Annotated in this window: 16 protein-coding genes; 4 read left to right on the forward strand and 12 right to left on the reverse strand. The window is 70.6% G+C overall.

The window, feature by feature from the left end; translation table 11 throughout:
- Positions 1–36: 36 nt before the first annotated feature.
- Positions 37–579: a cysteine hydrolase family protein gene (locus KV106_RS20335; protein ID WP_057597339.1), complete on the forward strand. Its 543-nt coding sequence runs from the start codon at positions 37–39 to the stop codon at positions 577–579.
- A gap of 16 nt (positions 580–595) precedes the next feature.
- On the opposite strand, the gene KV106_RS20340 is transcribed toward KV106_RS20335, so the two are convergent.
- From KV106_RS20340 to tssJ, 6 genes are all read right to left on the reverse strand, one after another.
- The gene (locus tag KV106_RS20340) at positions 596–2,593 is read right to left on the reverse strand and encodes a serine/threonine-protein kinase (protein ID WP_057598319.1); all 1,998 of its coding nucleotides are present in this window, start codon (positions 2,591–2,593) and stop codon (positions 596–598) included.
- A 28-nt stretch (positions 2,594–2,621) separates the two neighbouring features.
- Positions 2,622–3,338 (reverse strand): type VI secretion system-associated protein TagF, encoded by a 717-nt coding sequence (tagF, locus tag KV106_RS20345; RefSeq protein ID WP_057596873.1) that lies wholly within the window; start codon positions 3,336–3,338, stop codon positions 2,622–2,624.
- Entirely contained in the window at positions 3,338–7,018 is a 3,681-nt protein-coding gene (tssM, locus tag KV106_RS20350; RefSeq protein WP_261211988.1) for a type VI secretion system membrane subunit TssM, read from the reverse strand. Before tssM ends, tagF begins: the two co-directional genes overlap by 1 nt.
- Before the next feature lies 1 nt (position 7,019).
- Positions 7,020–8,369: a DotU family type VI secretion system protein gene (locus KV106_RS20355; RefSeq protein ID WP_057596872.1), complete on the reverse strand. Its 1,350-nt coding sequence runs from the start codon at positions 8,367–8,369 to the stop codon at positions 7,020–7,022.
- Positions 8,370–8,377: 8 nt separating this feature from the next.
- A complete protein-coding gene (tssK, locus tag KV106_RS20360; protein ID WP_057596870.1) occupies positions 8,378–9,760 on the reverse strand; it encodes a type VI secretion system baseplate subunit TssK in 1,383 nt (460 codons plus the stop codon).
- Between the two features lie 189 nt (positions 9,761–9,949).
- A complete protein-coding gene (gene tssJ, locus KV106_RS20365) occupies positions 9,950–10,477 on the reverse strand; it encodes a type VI secretion system lipoprotein TssJ (RefSeq protein ID WP_314733648.1) in 528 nt (175 codons plus the stop codon).
- A 113-nt stretch (positions 10,478–10,590) separates the two neighbouring features.
- On the opposite strand from tssJ, the gene KV106_RS20370 reads away from it, so the two are divergent.
- Genes KV106_RS20370 through KV106_RS20380 form a run of 3 tightly spaced genes read left to right on the forward strand, consistent with a single transcriptional unit; the run spans position 10,591 to position 14,020 of the window.
- On the forward strand, positions 10,591–11,007 hold the full coding sequence (locus tag KV106_RS20370; protein WP_057596868.1) for a TssQ family T6SS-associated lipoprotein: 417 nt from the start codon (positions 10,591–10,593) through the stop codon (positions 11,005–11,007).
- 45 nt (positions 11,008–11,052) lie between these two features.
- The gene (tagH, locus tag KV106_RS20375) at positions 11,053–13,209 is read left to right on the forward strand and encodes a type VI secretion system-associated FHA domain protein TagH (RefSeq protein WP_261211990.1); all 2,157 of its coding nucleotides are present in this window, start codon (positions 11,053–11,055) and stop codon (positions 13,207–13,209) included.
- Positions 13,202–14,020, forward strand: coding sequence for a PP2C family protein-serine/threonine phosphatase (locus KV106_RS20380; protein WP_057596866.1), 819 nt, complete (start codon positions 13,202–13,204; stop codon positions 14,018–14,020). The genes tagH and KV106_RS20380 overlap by 8 nt, the downstream gene beginning before the upstream one ends.
- Before the next feature lie 16 nt (positions 14,021–14,036).
- Here the strand turns inward: KV106_RS20380 and KV106_RS20385 are convergent, their stop codons facing one another.
- Genes KV106_RS20385 through KV106_RS20410 form a run of 6 tightly spaced genes read right to left on the reverse strand, consistent with a single transcriptional unit; the run spans position 14,037 to position 21,617 of the window.
- Positions 14,037–14,417, reverse strand: coding sequence for a DUF4150 domain-containing protein (locus tag KV106_RS20385; RefSeq protein WP_057596865.1), 381 nt, complete (start codon positions 14,415–14,417; stop codon positions 14,037–14,039).
- A gap of 13 nt (positions 14,418–14,430) precedes the next feature.
- Positions 14,431–15,093, reverse strand: a complete 663-nt coding sequence (locus KV106_RS20390) for a DUF3540 domain-containing protein (protein WP_261211992.1) — start codon at positions 15,091–15,093, stop codon at positions 14,431–14,433.
- A 43-nt stretch (positions 15,094–15,136) separates the two neighbouring features.
- Positions 15,137–16,186: a pentapeptide repeat-containing protein gene (locus KV106_RS20395; protein ID WP_261211993.1), complete on the reverse strand. Its 1,050-nt coding sequence runs from the start codon at positions 16,184–16,186 to the stop codon at positions 15,137–15,139.
- Positions 16,183–18,702: a DUF2169 family type VI secretion system accessory protein gene (locus tag KV106_RS20400; RefSeq protein ID WP_261211994.1), complete on the reverse strand. Its 2,520-nt coding sequence runs from the start codon at positions 18,700–18,702 to the stop codon at positions 16,183–16,185. Before KV106_RS20400 ends, KV106_RS20395 begins: the two co-directional genes overlap by 4 nt.
- A gap of 45 nt (positions 18,703–18,747) precedes the next feature.
- Positions 18,748–19,224, reverse strand: coding sequence for a hypothetical protein (locus KV106_RS20405; protein ID WP_057596861.1), 477 nt, complete (start codon positions 19,222–19,224; stop codon positions 18,748–18,750).
- Positions 19,224–21,617 (reverse strand): type VI secretion system Vgr family protein, encoded by a 2,394-nt coding sequence (locus KV106_RS20410; RefSeq protein ID WP_261211995.1) that lies wholly within the window; start codon positions 21,615–21,617, stop codon positions 19,224–19,226. The genes KV106_RS20405 and KV106_RS20410 overlap by 1 nt, the downstream gene beginning before the upstream one ends.
- Positions 21,618–21,631 lie beyond the last annotated feature (14 nt).

A 21,631-nucleotide genomic window follows, 5' to 3' on the forward strand; every position in this document is an offset into this window, starting at 1 on the left:
AGAGTGCGGCGCAATCCCGCTCACTCCAGGCCCGCCATGACCGATCGCGCCCTCCTCGTCATCGACATGCAGAAAGGCATGCAGGAGCCCCGCGCGGGCCGCCGCAACAACCCCGGCGCGGAAGCCCAGGTGCAGCGCCTGCTCATGCACTGGCGCACCACCGGCCGCCCCGTGGTCCATGTGCGCCACATGTCGCGCTTCGCCGATTCGGTGTTCTTCCCGGGCCAGCCGGGCGCTGAATTCCAGGACGCGCTGGCACCGCTGCCCACCGAGCACGTGGTCGAGAAGAACGTGACCGATGCCTTCGCGCACTCGGGCCTCGAGCGCTGGCTGCGCGTGCGCGGCATCGAGGCACTCGTGGTGGTCGGCGTGGCCACCAACATGTCGGTCGAGGCCACGGCGCGCAGCGCCAGCTGCCTCGGCTTCGCGGTCACGGTGGTGTCCGATGCCAGCTTCGCCTTCGACCGCGCGGGCATCGACGGTGCAACTTTCGACGCGGAGCAGGTCCACGCGATGGCGCTGGCCAACCTGCAGGGCGAGTACGCCCGGGTGGCGGCGACGGCCAGCCTGCTCGGCTGACCGCCGCCTTCGCCCCTTACTTGAACTCGTGGCTCACCACCGGCGCCGACTTGCTGTCCTGCACCGTCACGCGCTGCCGGTAGACCTCGAGGTCGCCGTTGCGCACCTCGATGTTGTAGATGCCGGGGCGCAGCGACAGCGACTTGAGCGGCGGGCTCACGCCGCGGTCGGCGCCGTCGACGAAGACCTGGCCCCAGGGCCGGATGTTGAGCGTCACGCGGCCCATGCCGGCCGCGGCGCCCGGCACGGGTGGAACCGCCGTGCCGCCCGCGACCGGGGGCACGGCACCCGGCGCACCCGGCACGCCGGGCGTGCCCGGCGGCACGGTGCCCGCCAGCACCGGCTGCGTGGAGGCCGGCTGCGCGAGCCGGTTGAGCTCGGCGATGGCATTGCGCGCGTCGCGCGCATGCGGGCCGCGGCGGTAGCGGCGCAGGTAGGCCTCGTAGCCCTCGCGCGTGTTCTCGGCCTGCGCGAGGTTCCAGTCCTCGGCCTCGCTGATCGCCAGCGCGGGCTCGGGCGGCGGGCTCGCGGGCGGTGACGCGGGCACGTTGTCGAGCGGGCTCAGCGCGCCGTTGCTGCCCGGCGCGGTGGCCGGCGGCACGGCGATCGGCGAATTGCCGGCCGTGGGCGCGGCCGCGACGCCGCCGCCATCGGCCGCGGGCGGCTGTGACGCGGCCGCCACGGCGGCCGAGGCTGGCGCGGCCGGCGGCATCACGGCCGGAGGCGAGGCCGGGTTCGACATCGGCGCGCCCGGCGGCGGCGCCGGCGGTGCCATCGCGGTGGAAGTGGGCGGCGGCGACTGCGTGATGCGCAGGCCGATCCAGCTGCCGACGGCGATCAGCGCCACCACCAGCACGCCGACCACGCCCCAGCGCGGCAGCGAGGACTTCTTGTTCGCGGGCCGCCGCGCGCTCGGCGCGCGCGCGGGCGGCTCGGCCGGCGGCGGCACGGGCGCGGCCGGCGGCAACGCATCGAAGGGCGCGGGCGCCGAGACCGGCACGTAGGGCTCGGCCGGCGGCGCGACCGGCACCGCGGGCACGATGGGCGCCACGGGTGCTGGCGCCGCGAGCCCGCTCACGTAGATGTCGCCGAGCTTGGCGAGCCCGAGTTCGGCCGCGAAGGCCGCCACGGTCTGCGTGCGGTCCTTGCTGTGCACGGCCAGCGTGTGGTCGACCGCGGCGCAGAAGGCCGGGCTCAGGTCGGGCCGGTTCATGCTCGCGAGCGGCACGTAGGCGTCCTGCACGCTGCGCACCACGGCCGAGGGCGGCGGATGGCCGGTGACGGCGCGGTAGAGCACCGCGCCGAGCGCGTAGAGGTCGGTCCAGGCACCCTGCAGCAGCGTGTTGTCGTCGGCGTACTGCTCGATCGGCGAATAGCCCGACTTCACCATCACCGCGACCTCGTCGACCAGGTCGGCGATCGACTTGCGCGCGGCGCCGAAGTCCAGCAGCACCGGCAGGCCGTCCTGCTGGATGAAGATGTTGTCGGGCGCGATGTCGCGATGGAAGCAGCCGCTGCGGTGCAGCGTCTCGAGCGCGCCGAGCAGCGGCCCGAGCATGCCGAGCAGCCAGGCTTCGGAGATGGTGCCGGGCTCCTCGTCGGCCAGGCGGCGCAGGGTGCGGCCCTTGTAGAGCTGGATCGCCATGTAGGCGGTCGAGTTCGATTCCCAGAAGCGATGCACGCGCACCAGCGCCGGGTGGCTGAACTGCGCGAGCGTGCGCGCCTCGTTGATGAAGCTGCGCAGCCCGGCCTGGAAGGTGGCCGTGAGCCGGTCGGAACGCACGTGCACGCTGTCGTCGCCGATGCGCCGCGCGAGCATCGAGGGCATGTATTCCTTGATCGCGACCTCGCGCTGCAGCGAGTGGTCGTAGGCCCGGTAGACGATGCCGAAGCCGCCTTCGCCGATCACCTCGAGCAGCTCGAACTCGTCGAGCCGGTGGCCGATGGCCAGCGGGTGCGGTCGCTCCTGCGGGTCGGTGCCCACCGGAGGGCCGGTGCGTCCTTCCGTCGTCATTCTTGTTCCTCCTCATGCATCGGGACTCTCACGCCCATGGCACGTGCCCCTGGGAAAAAAGCTTCGAGAACAGCGGCGTGTTGAGGCCGCCGCCATGGGCCGCGGTCCGCAGCGGCGAGCCGTCGGCCTGGTTGGTCCACCAGTAGCTCGTGCTTCCGAACGCGTCGAAGCACAGTGGAAGCTCCGGCCAGCCCAGCCGCTGCTGGGCGCCCTCGCCCGCCGACGTAGGCCCGAGGATCGAAAGGATGTCGTCCGAGCCGCCGCTGGCCGGCTGGAAGCCGCCATGGCCCGCGGCCAGCACCTGCGCATCGAAGTGCTCGGGCGCCACGCCATGGCGGATCGCCTGCAGCATCGCGTTGCCGCATTGCCAGTACCAGGCGGCCGCGCCCTCGAGCACCGCGGGTCGGTAGGCGCGCGCGTCCACCTGCAGGCTCACGCACACCGGGTAGTAGCGACCCACGCGGTCGCAGCTCGGCGCGATGCAACCGAACTGCACCGCGCTCACGCCCTGGGTGGCGGGGATCGCGAAGTTCCACACCGGCGCCACCGCGTAGTGGCGCGTCATGGCGTCGGGCCAGCGCTTGAAGGCGCCCAGGCCGTTCTGCATCCAGCGATCCCACCAGGCCTGCAGCTCGCGCGACATGCGCCGGTGCAGGAAGTCGCCGGCCGCGGGCAGCTTGCCGTACCAGCCGACCTGCTCGTCGCCGGGCACCCAGGCCGGCTGCGCCGTCGCGCCGGGATTCATCACGAGCGCCCCGGGCACGAGAAGCCGCTCATCTGCGACAGCCGCAGCGGGTTGTAGACGCTGTTGGCGGTCACGTTGAGCACCACCTTGCGGCCTTGCAGGTCGAAGCTGGCATTGAACGACTCGCTCGAGCCGCCCGAGGAGATCGAGGCCTTGTCGAACAGCCGGTGCAGCGCCCACGGGCCCTCGGTGACGATGCCGCCGGCCGGCGTGCCGCTCGAGGTCGTGACCTGCAGCCGCACCTGGTTGCTGTTGCGCGGACCGGGCCACTTGACGGTGGTGGGCGCCTGCGGCCCGTGCGCGTAGCGCACCGTCTGGCCGTCGATGTCCAGCGTCATCTGCGTGAGGCCGGCGTCCATGTCCTCGGGCCGGATGTCGATCGAGAACGAGGGCGTGCGCCCGCCCGCCATGCCCGAGAAGAACACGTCGCGGATGGCCTGCGCCTTCTGGAACGAATCGAGGTAGGCCGAGCGGCCCGAGGCGCTGCCGTCGACGCCGCGCTTCCAGGTCCACGGGTTGCTCGAGGTGTCGACCTGCGTCATGAGGTTCTTCTGGAAGAAGTCGTCCATCATCCCGCCCGGCGCGAACAGGTTCGCGAAGTCGCCCGCGGCCACGTCGCGGCTGGAGCCGCGCGAGAACGGATAGCGGCCCGCGATCGCCTGGTTGCAGAAGTTTCCGATGGTGGCGGCCGCGTTCTGCCCGATGTTCTGGCGCGTGACCGCGGCCGCCTTCGACGAGGCGGTGGCCGAGAGGTCGTTGAGCATGCCCTGGAACGGCACCGGCATGCGGCCGGCCTCGGCCTGCACCTTGGTCACGGCGTCGCTGCTCGGCGGGATGTTGCCGCTGCGCAGCGCGGTGTCGGTGGCCGTCAGGTAGTTGTAGAGCTCGTTGATCAGCGCGGCGGTGGCGTCGATCGGCGCCTGCCCGCCCTGCTTGGGCGCGGTCACCATGCGGCGCAACGGCTCGAAGTGGTTGTCCACCAGCGACTCGGGCCGGTCGGGCACGGTGTTGCGGCGCTGGCTGCCGTCGGGCTGGCCGATCAGCTGCTCGATGCGCTCGCGCGTGGTCTGCACGCGGTTCTGCGCCTGGTCGAGCAGGCTGCGCGCGGCCTCGTCGTGGTTGCGCAGCAGGTCGGTCTCGCGCGCGGCGCCGCGGATGATGCGCGACATCGGCGACTCCGAGGTCGAGAGCACGCGCGTCATCTGGATGCTCTGCAGCAGCGAGCGGCTGTCGGCCAGCCGGATGTCGGCCAGGTAGTCGTCCCAGACCTTGATGTAGTCGGTGAGATAGAGCCGGCGCACCTCGCGCAGCAGCAGCTCGCGCGAGGTGATGTCGGTGATGCCGGGCGCGCGGATCTGCAGCACCCAGCGGTCCTCCTGCTCGAGCGCGAGCGTGGTCTCGGCCATGCGCTTGTCGAAGATGTCCCAGTAGCCGCGGTAGGTGAACAGCGTGGGGATGCCGTCGGTCAGCGGCTTGCCGCTGGCGCGCCGCACCACCAGCGCCGACTCGGCGCCGCCGGCCTCGGCGATGGTGAAGGCATTGGGCTGGCTAGTCTGCAGCAGGATGCGGCGCAGCCGCGCGTACGAGCGCTGCGCCAGCGGCACGCCCGCGAGGCGCTCGCGCGTCTCGGTGATCAGGCGCTCGTCCTTCGCGAACGGCGAGCTCACGACGCGGCCGCCGAACAGCGCCTTCAGGTGCGACTCGAGGTTGGTGCGCTGCTCGCGCGTGAGCGCGGCGCCGACCTTGCGGTCCACGTCGGTCAGCAGCCAGGCCTGCAGGAAGTCGGCGTCGTAGCGCTCGGCGTCGTACAGCATCAGGTAGGCCTTGAGCGCCTCGTAGCTGTACTCGGGGTTGTTCTTCGAGGCCTCGCGCAGCGACTGCTCCACGCGCTGCGCCGCCTGCGGCAGCAGCACGCTCTCGAGCGCGCGCTGGTAGACGCCGTCGGTCGCGGCCTGCAGCTTCTCGCCCTGGTAGAGGCCGAAGCGGTAGCTGACGGGCGGGTCGCCGATGTCGAACTTCTCCGACTTCGGCAGGTCGCGCAGCCGGTCGAGGATCAAGAGCGAACTCGCGAGGTCGCCGCTCGAGTCGACCACGGTCGGCAGCTCGCCGCGCGCCGCGGCGCGGTTGAAGGACTTCGCGTTGCCGTCGACCTCGGCCACGTACTCCTTGTTGTTGTGCCAGCTGTTGACGCAGGCGCCCAGCAGCGCCACCAGCAGCACGCCGATCACGCTGTAGCCCACCAGGTCGGCCGCGCGCTTGCGCCGATACCAGCGCAGGTTGGTGCCGGCCACGCCCGCGTCGCGGAAGATCACCTGCTGCAGCAACTCCTTGAGGAAGTAGCTCTTGCCCGGGCCCGGCGGCGGCGCCGGCGGCGCGTTGACCTGCAGGTAGCGCTTGATCGCGCCCATCACGCGGTCGAAGGCCGTGCCCTCCTGCGTGCCGCTGGTGAAGTAGACGCCGCGCAGCATCGGCGCGGTCTCGAACTTCGACGGGTTGAACACGTCGGCCAGGAAGGTGCCGAGGATGTCCTCGAAGCTCGCGAACTGCTGCGGCAGCAGGTAGGCCTGCGCGCGGCGCATCGGGTCGGGCTCGGCGGCCAGCAGCTCGGGCAGGCGCTCGTCGAGCCGCTGGTGCAGCAGCCGGTACTCCTGCTGGAAGCGCTCGCGCAGGTCGCTGCCCTCGAGCGTGGTGGCGGTGCCCGCGCGCTTGTCGCCCTTGGCGGGCTTGGCGCTGGCGGCGCTCGCGTCGATCGGGAAGGTGAAGCCCCAGACCTGCGCGCGCTCGGCGCGGCTCAGGCCGCCGAAGTACTCGTTGAAGCCGGCCAGCAGGTCGGCCTTGGTCACCATCACGTAGACCGGGAAGTTGATGCCCAGGTCGTTGCGCAGCTCGAGCAGCCGCTTGCGCAGCGCCATCGCGTGGCGCGCGCGCTGCGCGTCGTCGGCCAGCGGCAGGTCGGCGATGCTGATGGTGAGGATCGCGCCGTTGATCGGCTGGCGCGGGCGGAACTTCTTGAGCAGTTCGAGGAAGCCCTTCCACTCGCCCTCGTCGGTCTCGCGGTTGCTCTCGTGCGTGGTGTAGCGCCCGGCCGTGTCGATCAGCACCGCGTCGTTGGTGAACCACCAGTCGCAGTTGCGCGTGCCGCCGATGCCGCGCACCGCCGCCTTGCCGAGCTGGTCGGCCAGCGGGAAGTCGAGATCGGAGTTGACCAGCGCCGTGGTCTTGCCCGAGCCCGGCGCGCCGATGAAGATGTACCAGGGCAGCTGGTAGAGGTACTGGCGGTCGAAGATCGAGAAGCGGCCCGCGGCCTTGCCCTCCTCGCCCGGCCCGAAGCGCATGTTGCGCAGGATCGAGGTGGCGTCGTTGAAGCCGGTCTGCAGCTCCTTGATCTCGGGCGCCTCCTCGGGCTTGGCCTCCTTCTCCTTCTTGGAAGGCGTGCGCAGCTGGTTCAGCAGCTGCGCGTTGAGGCGGCGCTCGCGCCACTTGCGGTAGGCCACGCGCACCAGCCAGATCGCGAACATCAGCGCGATCACGACGATGCGCACGAACTCGCTCTCGAGCGGACGGTAGCGGCCGACCGCGATCACCGGGCCGATGATCCAGATCAGGAAGGCCAGCGCGACCAGGCCGAAGAAGACCCAGAGGTCGCGGCTGACCAGGAAACGGAAGAACGCGCGCAGCATCTCAGCGTCCTCCCTGCGGTGCCACCGGCGCGACCAGCAAGGTCACTTCCACGCGGCGGTTGCGCGCGCGGTTGGCCGGCGAATCGTTCGGCACGATCGGGTCGGCGTCGCCGCGGCCCTCGGCGCGCAGCCGCTCGGGGCGCGTCATGCGCGCGCCGATCATCTTGCGCACGGAGTCGGCGCGTGCCTGCGACAGGTGCCAGTTCGAGGGGAAGCGCACGCTGCGGATCGGCTGGTCGTCGGAGTAGCCGTTGATCAGCACGTTGCCGTCGACCGCGTTGAGCGCCTCGGCCACGCGGTTGAGCACCGGCACGTAGCGGTCGAGCACCTTGTCGGCGCCCGAAGCGAACAGGCCGTCGCCGCGCAGGATCACCACGCTGCGGTCGGCCTCGTCGCGCACGCTGACCAGGCCCTCGCGGATCTCGGCCTCGAGGAAGCGCTGCAGCCGCGGCTGCGGCGCGGGCTGCGCCACCGCGCGCTGCGTCTGCGGCAGGCGCACCGCATTGATCGCGGAGAAGGCGCCGTCGGAGGTGCCGCCGAGGTTGAAGGTCAGGAGCGCGAAGGCGATCATCAGCAGCACTGCGGCCACCGCGCCCACGGCCCACACCGGCAGCCAGTTGCGCGTGCGGCGCACGGGCGCGCTGGTGTCCTGCCAGTGCGGCGACAGCGGCTGCGCGATCTCGCCGCGCGTCTGGCGGATGATCTGCAGCAGGCGCTGCTTGAGGGTCTCGAGCTGCGAGCGGCCGTTGTCGATGACGCGGAAGCGCCCCTCGAAGCCCATCGCGAGGCAGAAGTAGATGAGCTCGATCAGGTGCAGGTGCTGCTGCGGGTTCTGCACCAGGCGCGAGAGCAGCTGGAAGAACTTCTCGCCGCCCCAAGTCTCGTTGTGGAACATCACCAGCAGGCTCTGCGAGGACCAGATGCTGCCGCCCCAGGGCGTGAGCGCGGCCGCCTCGTCGACGGCGGTGCACAGGCAGTAGCGCGCGCCGATGATGACCTCGGGCGAGATGCCGCTTTGCTGCGCGCGCGTCTCGAAGCGCCGCACCTCGTCGACCAGGTGCTCGCGCAGCTGCGCGGGCGAGTCGTGGTGGCCGGTGGCGCGGATCTGCGGGATCAGGTCGAGCAGCGGATTGGCCGCCGCCACCAGCGGGTTGTTGCCGGCCAGCGCGGTGTCGCCCGCATGCGGGCGCCGCGTGTCGTGGAAGGCGGTGAAGGCCTGCGGCTGCTCGCCGAGGCCGCGCGGGGCGTTCAGCGGGTTGTTGCTGCCATGGGTGCCGCCGTTGGTGCCGCCACCCGGATTCGGCGGCACGAAGCCGCCCGGCCCGACGGCCACGTCGTTGATGCCGTTCATGCGATCGCTCACGGACGGATGGCCCAGAACTCCATGGCCAGGCCGGGGAATTCGCCGGCCAGGTGCATGGCCACGCCGCCCGACTTCTCGAGCTGGCGCCACATGTCGCCGCTCTTGTCGAGCTCGAAGTAGTGGTAGCCCGCGTTGTAGGGAATCTGCCTCGGCGCCACCGGCAGCGGCCGCACGGTCACGCCCGGCAGCTGCAGCTGCACCAGGTCGCGGATGCGCTCGACCGAGCCGATCTTCACCTGCGTGGGGAAGCGCTGCTGGATCGCATCGGCCGGCAGGTCGGCATGCACCGCGAGCACGAAGCCCGCGTTGCGCACCAGCACCGGGTCGGGCATGCGGCCCACGCGCACGCCGTGGCTGCGTTCCTCGAGCTCGATCGCGATCGCGCTCTGCTCGAGCACCGCCGACAGCGAGCGGCGCAGCTCCTCCATCAGCGGGCGGATGCTCTCGTTGAGGTTGTCGTGGTCGTACACCGGCCACACCACCGGCCGCCGCGTGGGCGAGGTGTGCGTGGCGAGGTGGCAGGCGAGCTTGAACCAGTCGACGAACAGCTCCTCGGGATGCACCTGCACCGCCTGCTGCGCATGCCAGGTGAGCGCGAGGTAGCGGTTCACGAGCTCGAGCAGGAGGAAGTCGGAGACCTCGCTGACGCCGCCGCGCCCCGGCTGCGACAGCCGCGAGGCCAGCGCCTCGGAACGCTGCGTGAGCAGGCCGTGCAGCTCGGCCACCATGCTGCGCAGCATCGGCTGCGCCGACACGTCGAGCACCGGCGGGATGTAGTTGGCGTCGATCACCAGCTTGTGGTCGGTGCGGCGCTCGATCACGCGCACCGCGCCGATCGCCTGCCACTCCGCGGTCAGCGAGGAGGCTCGCACCAGCCGCAGCCGCGGCGCCGCGAGCTGCAGCACCGCCGGGCCCAATGCAACCGCGTTGCCATCGGCGACTTCGCGTTCGACCACGTGGAAGCGCGCGGCCGAGGTCGTGTCTTCCGCGAAGATGACTTCCTCGCTGCCGGGCCGGCGCAGCGGCAAGGCGAGCACCACGAGCTCGTCGGTGAGGTCGCTCGGCACCTCGTAGGGCACGGGCGCGTCTTCCACGCCGAAGGAGAACGGCGTGCCGTCGGGCATCACGCCCGCGCCGCCGAGCAGCGAGACGCGGCCCAGCGCATGCGCGTCGCGATCGATGTCCAGGTGCAGCCAGCCCCAGTACGCACCCTGCAGCCCCGCGGTGCGGCGCGTCACGTACTGCTCGACATAGCGCTCCAGCTGCTGGAAATGCTGCGGCCGCAGGTACATGCCCTCGGACCACACCACGCGATTCGCCAATGCCTGCGGATGGGCGCCCGTTCTGCTGATGGCGCCCGGATTGCGAACTGTCACCAAAGAAAACCTCCTGGAGTGCGGCCACTCTCGTGCGGTCGGTCCATCGTCGAGACGGCCTCCCTGCATGGGCGCAATGCGTGTCGATGCTACACGGCGATGTTTACGTTTTGCACCGTTTTTGCAGCGTCGAGGCCTTGGCCTACGTGCGGCGCACTTTCGTATTAGGGCGTGCGCGCAAGTGCTACGAAATCACGTAGTCGGCAACAGTTCGATACCGCTCTTGCGGATCACGATGCGAACCTTTTGTTCACTCGGAGAGAACTGCCACACCTTGTAGAGGTTCGTCTGCTTGGGCTCCTTGAGCGGCAGCACGAGGCGCCAGCGTGCGTTCTCGAGCTTGCGATAGCCCGCGATCACGCCGATGGCGCGCGAGTCGAGGCCGGCCTCGCGCTTGAAGGTGCGTTCCTCGCCGCTGCGCAGAATGGCCTGGTCCGCATTGACGAGTTCGGCCGCGAGCGTCTCGCGATCGCGGTCCTGCAGCGCGAAGTAGTCGGCGGTCTCGAAGTTGCCCGAGGACTTGAGCTCGAACACCTTCACGAGGATCGGCGCGGCCTGCCCGCGGCCATCGGGGTTGACGCCGTCGTCGACCTTGATCGAGACCGCGTAGGGCGTGGGCATGGACTTGGCCGTCGACGCACAGCCGCCGAGTCCAACGAGCAATGGCGACGTCGCGATCGCGCTTCGCAACAGGGTTCGTCGATGCATGGGTTCTCCCATCGAAGTTCGCGCCTATAGTATCGAGACGTCATGCAGCGCCGATGTCGGCCGACGTGCCGTCATATCGACGCGGCACAGTATCGGGGCTTAACTTTGCAAGGCAGGAGAGAAGATTGAAGTCATTGCTGTGCGCCCTGGTGATTCCGCTCTTTCTGGTCGCGGGCTGCGACACCACGCCGAAGACCCCCGTCGATCCAGGACCGCCGCAACCCGAACGCCTGAGCCAGCAGGTCGCGCGCACCACGCTCGAACGCGCGCAGCAGGCCTACGACGAAGGCGACTACGCGAAGACCATCTCCACGCTCAAGAGCGGCGGCGTGTCGGTGTTCGATGCGGCCGAGCCCAACACGCGGCTCGCCGCGATGAAGCTCGAGGCCTTCAGCTACTGCGTGGCCAATCAGCTGCCCGAGTGCCGCACGCAGTTCCTCAAGATCCTCGATGCCTTCCCTTCCTTCGATCTCAGCATCGCCGAGCGCAAGCATCCCGTGTGGGGCCCCGCGTTCGAAGCCGCCAAGAAGATGAAGCGCTGACGGGTCTCCCGCGCCAGGAGCCCGTGTCATGAACTGGGAGATACCATGCGTTGGACGGTGATCGAACATGCGGGCCGGCCGGTGGCCGCGGGCCCGTCGGCCCTGCTCGCGGCCCCGGGCGGCACCATCGGCCGCAGCCCCGACAACCACCTCGTGCTGCCCGACGAACAGCGGCAGATCTCGCGCCTGCAGGCCACCGTGCGCTTCGACGACGCGGGCCGCGCGGTGCTGCGCAACATGAGCGCGGTGCTGCCGATCAGCGTGAACGGACAGACGCTGCGGCACGACCAGGAGTCGCCGATCGCCGAGGGCGATCGCGTGACCATCGGCAGCTACGTGCTGGAAGCCGCACCCGCGCATGCCGCCGCGAGCCGCGCGGCACCGGCGATCGCGCCCGTGCCGGCCGCCGTCGAGCCCATCGTGGAGCCCACCGTCGCGTGGCCGCCCGCGGTCGAGTCCGCGAGTTCGCGCCTGGCCTCGTCGCCAGTGACATCGCGCCTCGCGTCGGCGCCGGACTTCGGTGCGCAGGCGGCATCGCTGCCGACATCGATGCCGCCGGCCTATCCGCCATCGCCTCCACCCGCAGCCGCGCCGCTCGATGCGCTGCTGCCGCAGGCACCGGTGTCCGACGTGTTCGCCGACCTGTTCGGCGCGGGCGCGCTGCCGATCGGCGACACGCATGCCGCGCCGCCACCGCAACCGGTGCCACCGCCAGTGCAACGGCCGCCCGCGCCCGTGGCCGCGCCGATCTTCGCGCCCGCACCGCCGCCGGCATTCGCGCCACCGCCCGCCGCCTTCGCATCGCCGGTGCCGCCGCCCCCCGCGGCGCCCGCACCGGCCGCGCGCTCGTCGATGCCCACCGCGGCCGACTGGGACGCGATCCTCGCGAACGCGCCGCGCCGCGTCGACACCACGCCCGAGCCCATGCCCGACCCGTTCGCGCACGAGCCCTTCGAGCTGCCCTCGCAGGCGCGCAGGAACCCGGCCGATCCGCTGACGCAGCTGAATCCCGACGCGACCACCGACGTGTCCGACTTCGCGCTCAAGCGCGGCATCGATCCGCTGTCGCTGTTCGCGGCCGACCAGGGCGCGCCCTCACCGCTGTCCGATCCGCGGCCCACCGCGCTGACGCATGCGCCCGCGCTCGAGGACGTGCATCCCGCGATGGACCTGCTGGAGAAGCGGCCGACGGTGCCGGGCTTCAGCCAGTCGAACCATGCGCGCGAGGTGTCGGGCCAGTTCCGTCCGCCGACGCCGACGCCGATGCCGCTGCCCGTGGCGCAGCCGCCCGCGCGCATGGTCGAGCCCGAACCCGAGCGCGAGGAAACGCCCGCGACGCCGGTGGCCGCGCCGCCCACCGCGTCGATGCAGAGCGCGCCCGTCGAGACCGCGCCCGCACCGATGCAGGCGCCCGCCGAGGCACCGCCGACGTCGCCGCTCCCGACCGTGGCGCCGGTGACAGCGCCCGCGATGGCGCCCGCGCCGGCCGTGGCCGAGATGCCCCTCGAGGTCGTCGCGCCGAAGGAGGCCGAACCGGTCGCCGTCGCGGCACCGCCGAGCCCCGCCTCCGACACCGCGCCCGCGCTGCCCGCCGCTTCGTGCGAGGCGCTGTTCCGCGCCTTCCTCGACGGCGCCGGCGTGCCCGACGTCGCGGGCCAGCAGCAGCTCGACGCCGAGATGATGCGCAGGCTCGGCCGGCTGATGCGCGCCTTCACCGACGGCACCATCGAGCTGCTGTCCTCGCGCGCGATGCTCAAGCGCGAGGTGCGCGCCGAGATCACGATGATCGTGGACGAGGAGAACAACCCGTTCAAGATCCTGCCCAACGGCCGCGCGGTGCTGATGCAGATGTTCGGCGCGCGCATGCCGGGCTTCCTGCCGCCCGAGGCCGCGGTGCACGACGCGCTCGGCGACCTGCAGTCGCACCAGCTCGGCATGGTCGCCGGCATGCGCGCCGCGCTGCTGATGGTGCTGCAGCGCTTCGACCCCGAGGCGCTCAAGAAGGACACGCCGCACGACGGCGGCCTCGGCGAGAAACTGTTGCCCGGCGGACGCGAGGCGCGCCTGTGGCGCCAGCTGCAGCAGCTGCACGCCGAAACCACGGCCGCGGTCGAGGACGACTTCCAGGCCGTGTTCGGCCGGGCCTTCCAGCAGGCCTACGACCGGGAGATGGAACGATTGAAGGAGGCACGCCGTGCTTGAAGCGACCCGCACGACCCCGTTCGCCGTCCCGCTGTCCACGTCGCAGTTCTCCTGCGTGGGCGAGCGCAGCGGCAACCAGGATGCGATCGGCTACCACCTCGACGACTGGTTCGGCTGCTTCGTCGTGAGCGACGGCGTGGGCGGCAACGCGGGCGGCGAGCAGGCCGCGCGCACCGCGGTCGACACCGCGCTCAATGCCTTCGTCGCCAACCCCTCGGTGGCCGCCGAGGACATTCAGCAGTGCGTGACGCGCGCCAACGACGCGATCCTCGCGCGCCAGCGCGCGCAGGCCGAGCAGGGCAAGATGAGCGCGACCTTCGTCTCGCTGTTCGTCGATCGCAGCAGCGGCCAGGCGCGCTGGGCCCATGTGGGCGACAGCCGGCTCTACTGGTTCCGCCGCGGCGTGCTGATGGAACGCACCGAGGACCACAGCCTGTCGCAGCGCTCGCGCGAAGGCATGGCCCAGGGCGATGCCGTGCCGGCCAACGGCGCGCAGGCCCTGATCCAGAGCAACCTGCTCTACCGCGCGCTCGGCGCGCGCGCGAGCGCCGAGGCCACGGTCTCGGGCACGCAGCGGCTGGCCGACGGCGATGCCTTCCTGCTGTGCACCGACGGGCTGTGGCAGCTGATCTCGCAGCAGGTCATGGAACGCTCGCTGCAGCTGGCCGACAGCGCCGAGGAATGGCTCGCGCTGCTGCGCCGCGCGGCCGAGGCCAAGGCCGACGAGTCGCGCGACAACTTCTCGGCGCTCGCGGTGTGGGTGGGCTTTCCGCAGCAGGTGACGCTGGCGGGTACCGCCACGCCGCGCTGAGCGCGACGCTGGCGCTTCAGGCCGCCAGCACCAGCACCTTGAGCTGGCTCGGCACCAGCCGCATGCCGACGATGTTGCAGCGGTTCTGCAGCGTGACGCTCGTGACGCGCGTCGCGGGCGTGCCCTTGAGCAGCACCGTGAAGGCGCCCGTCAGGTGGCGCGACTGCTGCATGAAGGTCTGCGAGATCATGCCGCCGAGCACGCCGGGCTGGTCGCCGAGCGTGATCGGCGTGACGGTCGCCATGTTGTGGGCCGGCATGCCCATGAACAGGATGTTCCAGGCGTTGGGAATGGCCATCGGCCCCAGCGCCATGTTGGGAAAGGGAATGGGCACCGGCGTGCGGCACACGTCGGGGAACGCGAGGTCCATCCCGAACAGCTGGCAGTTGGCGAACATGCAGGATTCCTCCTCAGCCCATGTGGATCTGCGCGGCGTCGACCTTCACCAGGTCCTGCCCCGTGACGGTCGTGTGGCGGCCATGGATGCGTGCCGTCTCGCTGGCCTTGCAGTCCAGGTGGCGCACGCGCGACTGGTCCATCTCGTCGACGATGCGCAGCGTGTTGCGCGCCATCTGCACGATGCGGTCGGCCACGGTCTCGAAGACCTTGCCGAACAGCTTCGCCGTACCGGTGGTCGCCTCGACCTCCTTCGCCGTGAGGCGCAACGCGTCGGTGCGGCAGTCGGCCCTGTCGGCCTGCATCGACCACTGCTCGGCGCTCATGGCGAGCCGCGTGCCGCTGCGCAGCCGCACCTCGCCTTCGCTCTCGATCGCGACCGGGTGCGCGTTGCCGCCGAGCACCAGCGCGCCGTCGACCTCGATGCGGCTGACGGCGGCATCGGCCTGTTCGAGCACCGCGATCAGGAACACGCGGTAGGCATCCGGCCCCGAGACCAGCACGGTGTCGCCGGTCTGGGGCTTGAGCAGGCAGCTGGCCGCGCGGCGGCAGGTGCGCAGGCTGCCGTCGTCGGCCTCGACAACGAACTGCCCGTCGGCCGGCAGGCCGCGGACCGTGCCGATCGAATGAACCGGGGACGAGGCGTCGGAGGCGACGCGCAGCGGAACGACGTTCATGGTGTTTTCCCTTTTCGAGCTCGGATGAAACGATGGCGCGGCATCAGCGGGCGTCGGACCACGACTGCGCGCGGTGCAGGTCCGGGTCGTTTTCGATGATGCCGCCGCGCCTGGAGAAACGGGTGCCCTGCTGGATGGCGCGGTGCAGGCGGGTGCGCAGGAAGCGGGCATCGACGAGGTCCGCGTCCGTGAGGTCGGCATAGGAGAAGTCGGCGTCCTCCAGCCCGGCCTGCGCGAAGCTCGCACCCTTGCAGCGCGCGCGATGGAAGACGGCGAGCGGCAGCCGGGCCTGCGCGAAGTTCACGCCCTCGAGCGCGGCATCCACCCACAGCGACTGGTCGAAGCGCCCCGCGCCGCAGTCGGCGCCGGCCAGGTCGGCCTCCGCGAAGATGGTCATGCAGGCCTCGGCCCCGCCGAAACGCGCGCCGCGCAGCGAGGCGCCCTTGAAGTTGCTCTGCGTCAGCGTGGCCTGGCGGAAGTCGACCTCGTCGAGCCGCGAGTCGGTGAACTGGCAGCGCGGCAGCACGAGCCCCGCGAACTGCTGGCCCGCGAGCTCGCATTCGAGGAACACCACGCCATCGCCTTCGAACTGCGCGAAGACGGTGCTGCGCAGGTCGAGCTTGAACATCGTCACGGACTGCAGGCTGGCGCCGGTGAAATCGCAGCGCGCCAGGTTCGATTCGGTGACGGTGGCCTGCGCCATGCGCCGGGTGCGCAGCGACGCCTCGGCCAGGTCGCAGCGGAAGAAGGTGACGCGGTCGAGCACCGCCTCGTCGAAGCGCGCGAGCGCCAGGTGCGACTCGACGAACGCGGCCTGCTCGAGCAGGGCGCCCGAGAAGTTCGCGTTCTCGAAGCGCCCGCGGAACATCTGCAGTTGCCCGCCCTTGGCGCCCGCGAAGTCGCAGCCCGCCATCGTGCAATGGCTGAGGATGCTGCCCGAGAGGTCGGCGCCGCGGAAATCGGCGCCCGTGAAGTCGATGCGGTCCCACAGCGCGCCCGACAGGTCGAGCCCGCGCAGGTCCCAGCCGCGGCAGTCGAGGCCCTGCAGCTGCACGCCGTGGCGCACCGCGTCGAGCAATGCGTCCAGGGTCATGGCGTGGCCTCCGGATCGCGCCGCGGCCAGACCTTGGCATGCTGCGTGTAGGCATCCTCGAGCAGCGTGGTGACATCGATGAAGGCCTGCGACACGTCGGCGCGGAACAGGTTGGCCTCGCGCAGGTCGCTGCCCAGCAGGTTCGATTTCGAGAGATTGGCGTCGATCAAGTGGGCACCGCGCAGCGAGGCGCGCGCGAGGTTCGCGCGCACGAACAGGCTCTCGCCCGCGACGAAGCCGTCGAGCCGCGCATCCGACAGGTCGCATTCCGACAGGTCGCAGTTCTCCAGCCGCGCCGCGCTCAGGTCCGCGCCCGCGAAGGAGGTGCCGCGCATGCCGCACTGCTTCAGGAAGGTACCCACCGCCGTCACGCCCGCGAACGAACTGCCCAGCGCGATGCTGCAGGCATCGAAGCGCGCATGCGACAGGTCGACCTGCGCCACCAGCCGGACCGTGACGAAGCCGCAGCGCACCAGCCGCGCGGCATTCAGCGACACGCGTTCCAGGCTGCATTCGAGCAGCAGCACCTGGTTGAGCTCGGCCTGGTCCAGCACCAGGTCGCGCAGCGTCATGCGGCGCAGCGCGACCTGTGTCCAGCGCGAGGACTGCATGGCGCACCCGGCCATCTCGGTCTCGTGCAGCTGGGTCTGGTCGAGCAGCGCGCCGCGCAGGTTGCAGCCCGTGAAGCGCGTGCCGTGGCACAGGGTCTCGCGCAGGCTCGCCGACGAGAGGTCGCAGCCTTGCAGGTGCGCGCCGCCGAGGTTGGCCTTGTCGAGCCGGCTGCCCGCCAGCAGCGTGTCGGTGAGCAGCGCGCGCGCGAGCACGGCTTCGGAGAAATCGCAGCCCTCGAGGTTCGCGCCCTGCAGGTTCGCGTCGGCCAGCACCGCGTGGCTGAAGTCGGCGCCGCGCAGGTCCATGCCCGAGAGGTCGGCGCCGCTGAGGTTCATCTTCGAGAAGTGGCGCGCCTCGGGAGCGGCCGCGGCCAGCCGGCGCCGCAGCTTGGCGGCGCGGAAGCTGGTCACGCGCGAGGCCTCCGGTGCCAGGTGCGCCGAATACAGGCGGCCCTGGAGCTTCAGCGGGTCGGTCTCCACCGGCGGGTCGGCCTCCTCGTCGGCCTGGCCGTCCTGCTCCTCCTCGAAGGCCGACGGAAGCGGTGCCGCGGGCGCCGCCGCGCGCTCGGCCTCGACGCGCGCCACCTCGCCCTCGAGCCGCTCGCGCGCCTGCTGCGCCTGCGCCTCGGCGCGCTCCAGGTACTCGGGCAGGTCGTCGAAGCCCGGCAGCACCTCGGGCACGGGCGGCGGCGCGAGGTAGTCGGCGGGATCCAGCCCCTGCGCGAGCAGTTCGGCGCGCTGCTGCTCGTAGTGCCGGCGCATGCCGGCCTGCAGGTTGCGCGGCAGGGGCTCGGCCAGGGTGTCGGGCATGCGCATCGCGGTCCATTCCGCGAGCAGCGCGCGCGGCACCAGGTCGCTGTCGCGCAGCACGTGGGAGGCGCTCTTCTCCGGATCGATGCGCTTGCGCAGCACGTCGGCGTAGTGCGCGTGCGGGCGCGGCGCGTCGGGCAGCTCGAGCGACGGCATGATGTGCTTCACGTCGGCCGCGTCGTCCTCGCGGATCGGCGTCGAGCCGTGCCACACCAGCACCACGCGCTCGCGGTCGGGAAAGAACCAGGCGGTGCTGAGTCCGAGTTCGACCCGGCGCAGCTCGCCGACCTCCTTGTCGAAGTTGAGGTGGCACACGGCCTGCCACGGCGGCAGGTGGCCGCGCAGCACCGGGATGTGCGGGTGCATGTTCCAGATCTCGTAGGGCGCGCTCTCGGGCAGCGCCGGCTGGCCGAAGCGCTGCTCGGGACCGGCGGCATTGAAGAAGCGCCAGTCGAGGTCGTCGGCGAAACCGGGGAAGCCGTTCTGCAGCCAGGCGTCGTCGTAGCGCGTGCCGATCAGCGCCATGCGCTGCGGCGCATCGGGCAGCAAGCCCGAGAACGAGGCCGGCCGCAGCCGCTGCCCGCGGCGCTGAATCTGTTGCCCCACCACCTCGACGTTGGGCAGCCGGCAGGTCTGCACGCCGTTGACGAGTTCGTCGACCGTGCCCAGGCCCAGCGGGTTCTCGGGCACGTCGGGGCCGCCGAAGGCATGGCGCCAGTCGAGCGGCATCCGGTCGAAAGCGGCCGGCTCGGTGATGCGCCCGCCGAGCCAGAAGCGGTCGCCGAACACGGCCAGCGAGCGATCGACCGTGCCCACTCGCAGCCGCGCCGCGCAACGCGTCTTGTCCTCCTGGTGCGCGGTGTAGGCGAAGCCGCTGGCCAGCACCTCGGCCTCGCCCTTGGGCATGCTCATGTCGAGCACGCTGCCGGGGTCGAGCACCTCGCCCGCCATCTGCCAGAGCTCCTGTTCGGGCTGCAGCCGCGGCTCGGCCTCCAGGCTGGCGCAGGCCAGCACGGCGATGCCCAGGTGATTGGCCGAGCGCCAGCGGTAGGGGCGGGTGAGCAGGCTGAGGCGAAAGGGCTTGACGATCTTCAAGGGTCGGCTTCGGAAGGGAAGGCCGCGCGCGATGCCGGCGCGGGATCAGAAGGAAAAGCCGGCCGGCCCGGCGAGCGGCGAGATCACCAGGTCGGTGGCGGGCGAGGCGGAGGCGAAGCGCACGAGCACCGGGCGTCCCACCGCGTAGAGCGGCAGCTCGTTGAGCATCACCACCTGCTGCACGCCGACCTGGCGCTCGATGCCGCCGCGGTCGGCGAAGCGCACGGTGAGGTTCATCAGCGGGCTGGTGTCGCTGTAGGTATCGCCGATCTCGCTGCCGACGATCACGCCTTGCGCCTGCGCGTCGAAGCCGCGGCTGCGCGCCTCGCGCCGGCGGATCTCGAGCAGTTCCCAGGCACCGCACAGCAGCGCCGAGCCCGCGAAGATCGCGGCGATGCACGGCAGCGCCAGCCACATCGAGAAGGTCTCCAGCGGCATCAGCATCGGCAGCACGCCCGCGGCCACCAGCACGGCGCCCAGGATCCGGATCGAACGGCGGCGAGGCACGGCGGTCGCTGCCATCACATGATCAGCACCAGGATCTTGATGTCCACGTAGATCGGGCCGATCGAGATCTTGGTTTCGGTCTTCTGGTTCAGCGCGCGGTTCGACCAGCGGTAGGCCTTGATGTCGAAGCTCGCGCCGCCGATGTTGGTGGCCGCCAGGTTGAAGGTCTCCGACAGCGAGGCGTAGGTGAAGGAGTTCACGAAGGCGATCGAGAACAGCAGCGGCGCCTGCGAGCGGATGTAGCTCGTGGCCTTGGTGGTGGCGCTGCCGCCGGCCACGGTCTCGATGCTGCCGTCGTACTTGTTGGTGTGCTTCTCGGTCGAGTGCAGCAGGATCTTCTTGGCCTTGACGTTGAAGTCGGCCTCGGCCTCGATCGACACGTTCTTGGCCCAGCCCTTGTAGTCGCCGGCCGAGACGGTGGACGTGTGGTCGCCGGTCGCGATCGTCTCCGTGAGGCCGTCCTTGATCGTGTCCTTGCCGCCGCCGCTCAGGACGTCGCGCTCCCACCCGGTCTTGTAGCTCTCGAAGCGCTTGCCGCTCCAGGTCTCCAGCCTGGAGTCGCCGGTCTTGACGTGCTCGGTCATGCCCTCCTTCACGTCCACGTGCAGCGCCTGGTCGAAGGTCTCCTGCCGCAGGCCGGCCATCACGTGCACCTCGGAGCGCCCGGTCTCGACCGTCTCCTTGGCGCCTTCCTTGGTCGTGATCTCGATGCTGTTGTTGAAGAAGTGCTCGGTCTTCTTCGTCACCTCGAGCTTGGAGCCCGAGTTGTAGATCGCGTGGTCGAGGCCTTCGTTGACCGTGGTGGTGCGCGCCTGGTCCACCGTCAGCTCGTCGTTCTTGTGGACGTGGGTGGTGCGGTTGCCCTCCACCGTGTGCGTCTCGTCGTTCTCGACCTCGATGACGAAGTCCTTCTGCGCATGGATCTTGATCGACTCGTTGCTCGGGTCGTCGTCGATCACGAAGTGGTTGGCCAGCTCGCCGTCGCCCTTGATGGTGCGGCTGATGAAGCCGCTGACCGTGGCCTTGGCCGGCAGCTCCAGCGGCGGCATCTGGTCGGCGTTGTAGACGCGGCCGATGATCAGCGGCCGATCGGGGCAGCCGGCGATGAAGTCGACCACCACCTCCTGGCCGATGCGCGGATGGTTGACCGCGCCGAAGTTCGAGCCGGCCCAGGCGCTCGACACGCGCACCCAGCACGAGCTGTCCTCGTTGCGCTGGCCGTAGCGGTCCCAGCGGAACTGCACCTTCACGCGGCCGTACTTGTCGATCCAGATGTCCTCGCCGGCCGGTCCCACCACGGTGGCGGTCTGCGGCCCGTTGGTGGTCGGGATGCGCGTCACGCGCGGCGCGCGGTAGGGGAACGAGGTCGGCTGCACGCCGAACTGGAAGCCGTAGTCGCCCTCGTTGCTGCCCGAGGCATAACCGCCCTCGCGCAGGCTGTAGATCACCGAGACGATCAGGTACTCGCGGTTGTCCTCGTCGCGCGGTGCGTTCTGCATCGTGAAGCGGTAGCCGGGCGCCATGCCGCGCACGGTGGCGTGGCCGATGTCGAGCTCGGCCTGGGCCTGCGCCTCCTCGAGCCGGATGCGCGCGTAGTGCTCGCCCTGGCCGGCATCGCTGTAGCCGCCGAGCCATTCGTACATCTCGTACTGGCCGTGGTCGTTGCCGCGCGGCTGGCTGCGCGTGTTGAGCAGGTCGGCCTTGGGCTTCTTGAAGTCGAAGTCGTCGACCACGTAGGTGCCGGGCCGGATCTCCTCGGTCACCTCCCACTGGTCGATGGCCTCGCGGCCCAGGTCGCCCACGCGGTCGGTCGAGACATAGCTGATCCTCGGGTACTCGGGCAGCGTCTCGTGCGCGCTCATGTCGTCGGCCAGCACCAGCGTGTGCTGGTTCTTCTCGTGCTTGAAGAAGTAGTAGATGCCCTCGTGCTCCATGAGCCGGCTCACGAACGCGAAGTCGGTCTCCTGGTACTGCACGCAGTAGTCCCACTGCCGGTACGAGGCCGTGAGCTTCTTCTCGAGCGCGAAGCCGTACTCGCCGAGCACCTCCTCGAGGATCTCGACCACCGACTTGTTCTGGAAGATCTTGCAGTCGCTGGTGCGCGTGAGATACCACAGCCACGGGCGCACCGAGGCGCGATACACCATGTAGCGCGACGAGGATGCGTCGCGCCCGACCAGCGTGAAGCGCGTGATCTGGCCGTTGAGGTAGCGCGGTGTGCCGGTGAGCGTCCTGATCTCGAGCGTGAGCGGCTTGCCGAGCATGGCCTTCATGTCGACCGAGGTGTTCGGGCTCAGCAGGTCGACCTCGAACTCGAACAGCTGCGACAGGCCCTCGCTACCGTGCATCGAGCGGAACAGCAGCTGGTCTTCACCGAGCGGTGTGTGGGCGGTGACAACGCGGGCCATGGCGACTCCCTTCG

Origin of the sequence: Variovorax endophyticus (genome assembly GCF_025376855.1) — a bacterium.
In the GTDB taxonomy this organism is placed as follows: domain Bacteria; phylum Pseudomonadota; class Gammaproteobacteria; order Burkholderiales; family Burkholderiaceae_C; genus Variovorax.

What these genes read in the sequence shown, in the direction of transcription:
- KV106_RS20340 (WP_057598319.1), bottom strand. Translation starts at nt 2,593, where the DNA reads ATGACGACGGAAGGACGCACCGGCCCTCCGGTGGGCACCGACCCGCAG.
- KV106_RS20395 (WP_261211993.1), bottom strand. Translation starts at nt 16,186, where the DNA reads ATGACCCTGGACGCATTGCTCGACGCGGTGCGCCACGGCGTGCAGCTG.
- tagF (WP_057596873.1), bottom strand. Translation starts at nt 3,338, where the DNA reads ATGAATCCCGGCGCGACGGCGCAGCCGGCCTGGGTGCCCGGCGACGAG.
- tagH (WP_261211990.1), top strand. Translation starts at nt 11,053, where the DNA reads ATGCGTTGGACGGTGATCGAACATGCGGGCCGGCCGGTGGCCGCGGGC.
- KV106_RS20335 (WP_057597339.1), top strand. Translation starts at nt 37, where the DNA reads ATGACCGATCGCGCCCTCCTCGTCATCGACATGCAGAAAGGCATGCAG.
- KV106_RS20410 (WP_261211995.1), bottom strand. Translation starts at nt 21,617, where the DNA reads ATGGCCCGCGTTGTCACCGCCCACACACCGCTCGGTGAAGACCAGCTG.
- KV106_RS20385 (WP_057596865.1), bottom strand. Translation starts at nt 14,417, where the DNA reads ATGTTCGCCAACTGCCAGCTGTTCGGGATGGACCTCGCGTTCCCCGAC.
- KV106_RS20405 (WP_057596861.1), bottom strand. Translation starts at nt 19,224, where the DNA reads ATGGCAGCGACCGCCGTGCCTCGCCGCCGTTCGATCCGGATCCTGGGC.
- tssM (WP_261211988.1), bottom strand. Translation starts at nt 7,018, where the DNA reads ATGCTGCGCGCGTTCTTCCGTTTCCTGGTCAGCCGCGACCTCTGGGTC.
- KV106_RS20390 (WP_261211992.1), bottom strand. Translation starts at nt 15,093, where the DNA reads ATGAACGTCGTTCCGCTGCGCGTCGCCTCCGACGCCTCGTCCCCGGTT.
- tssJ (WP_314733648.1), bottom strand. Translation starts at nt 10,477, where the DNA reads ATGGGAGAACCCATGCATCGACGAACCCTGTTGCGAAGCGCGATCGCG.
- KV106_RS20355 (WP_057596872.1), bottom strand. Translation starts at nt 8,369, where the DNA reads ATGAACGGCATCAACGACGTGGCCGTCGGGCCGGGCGGCTTCGTGCCG.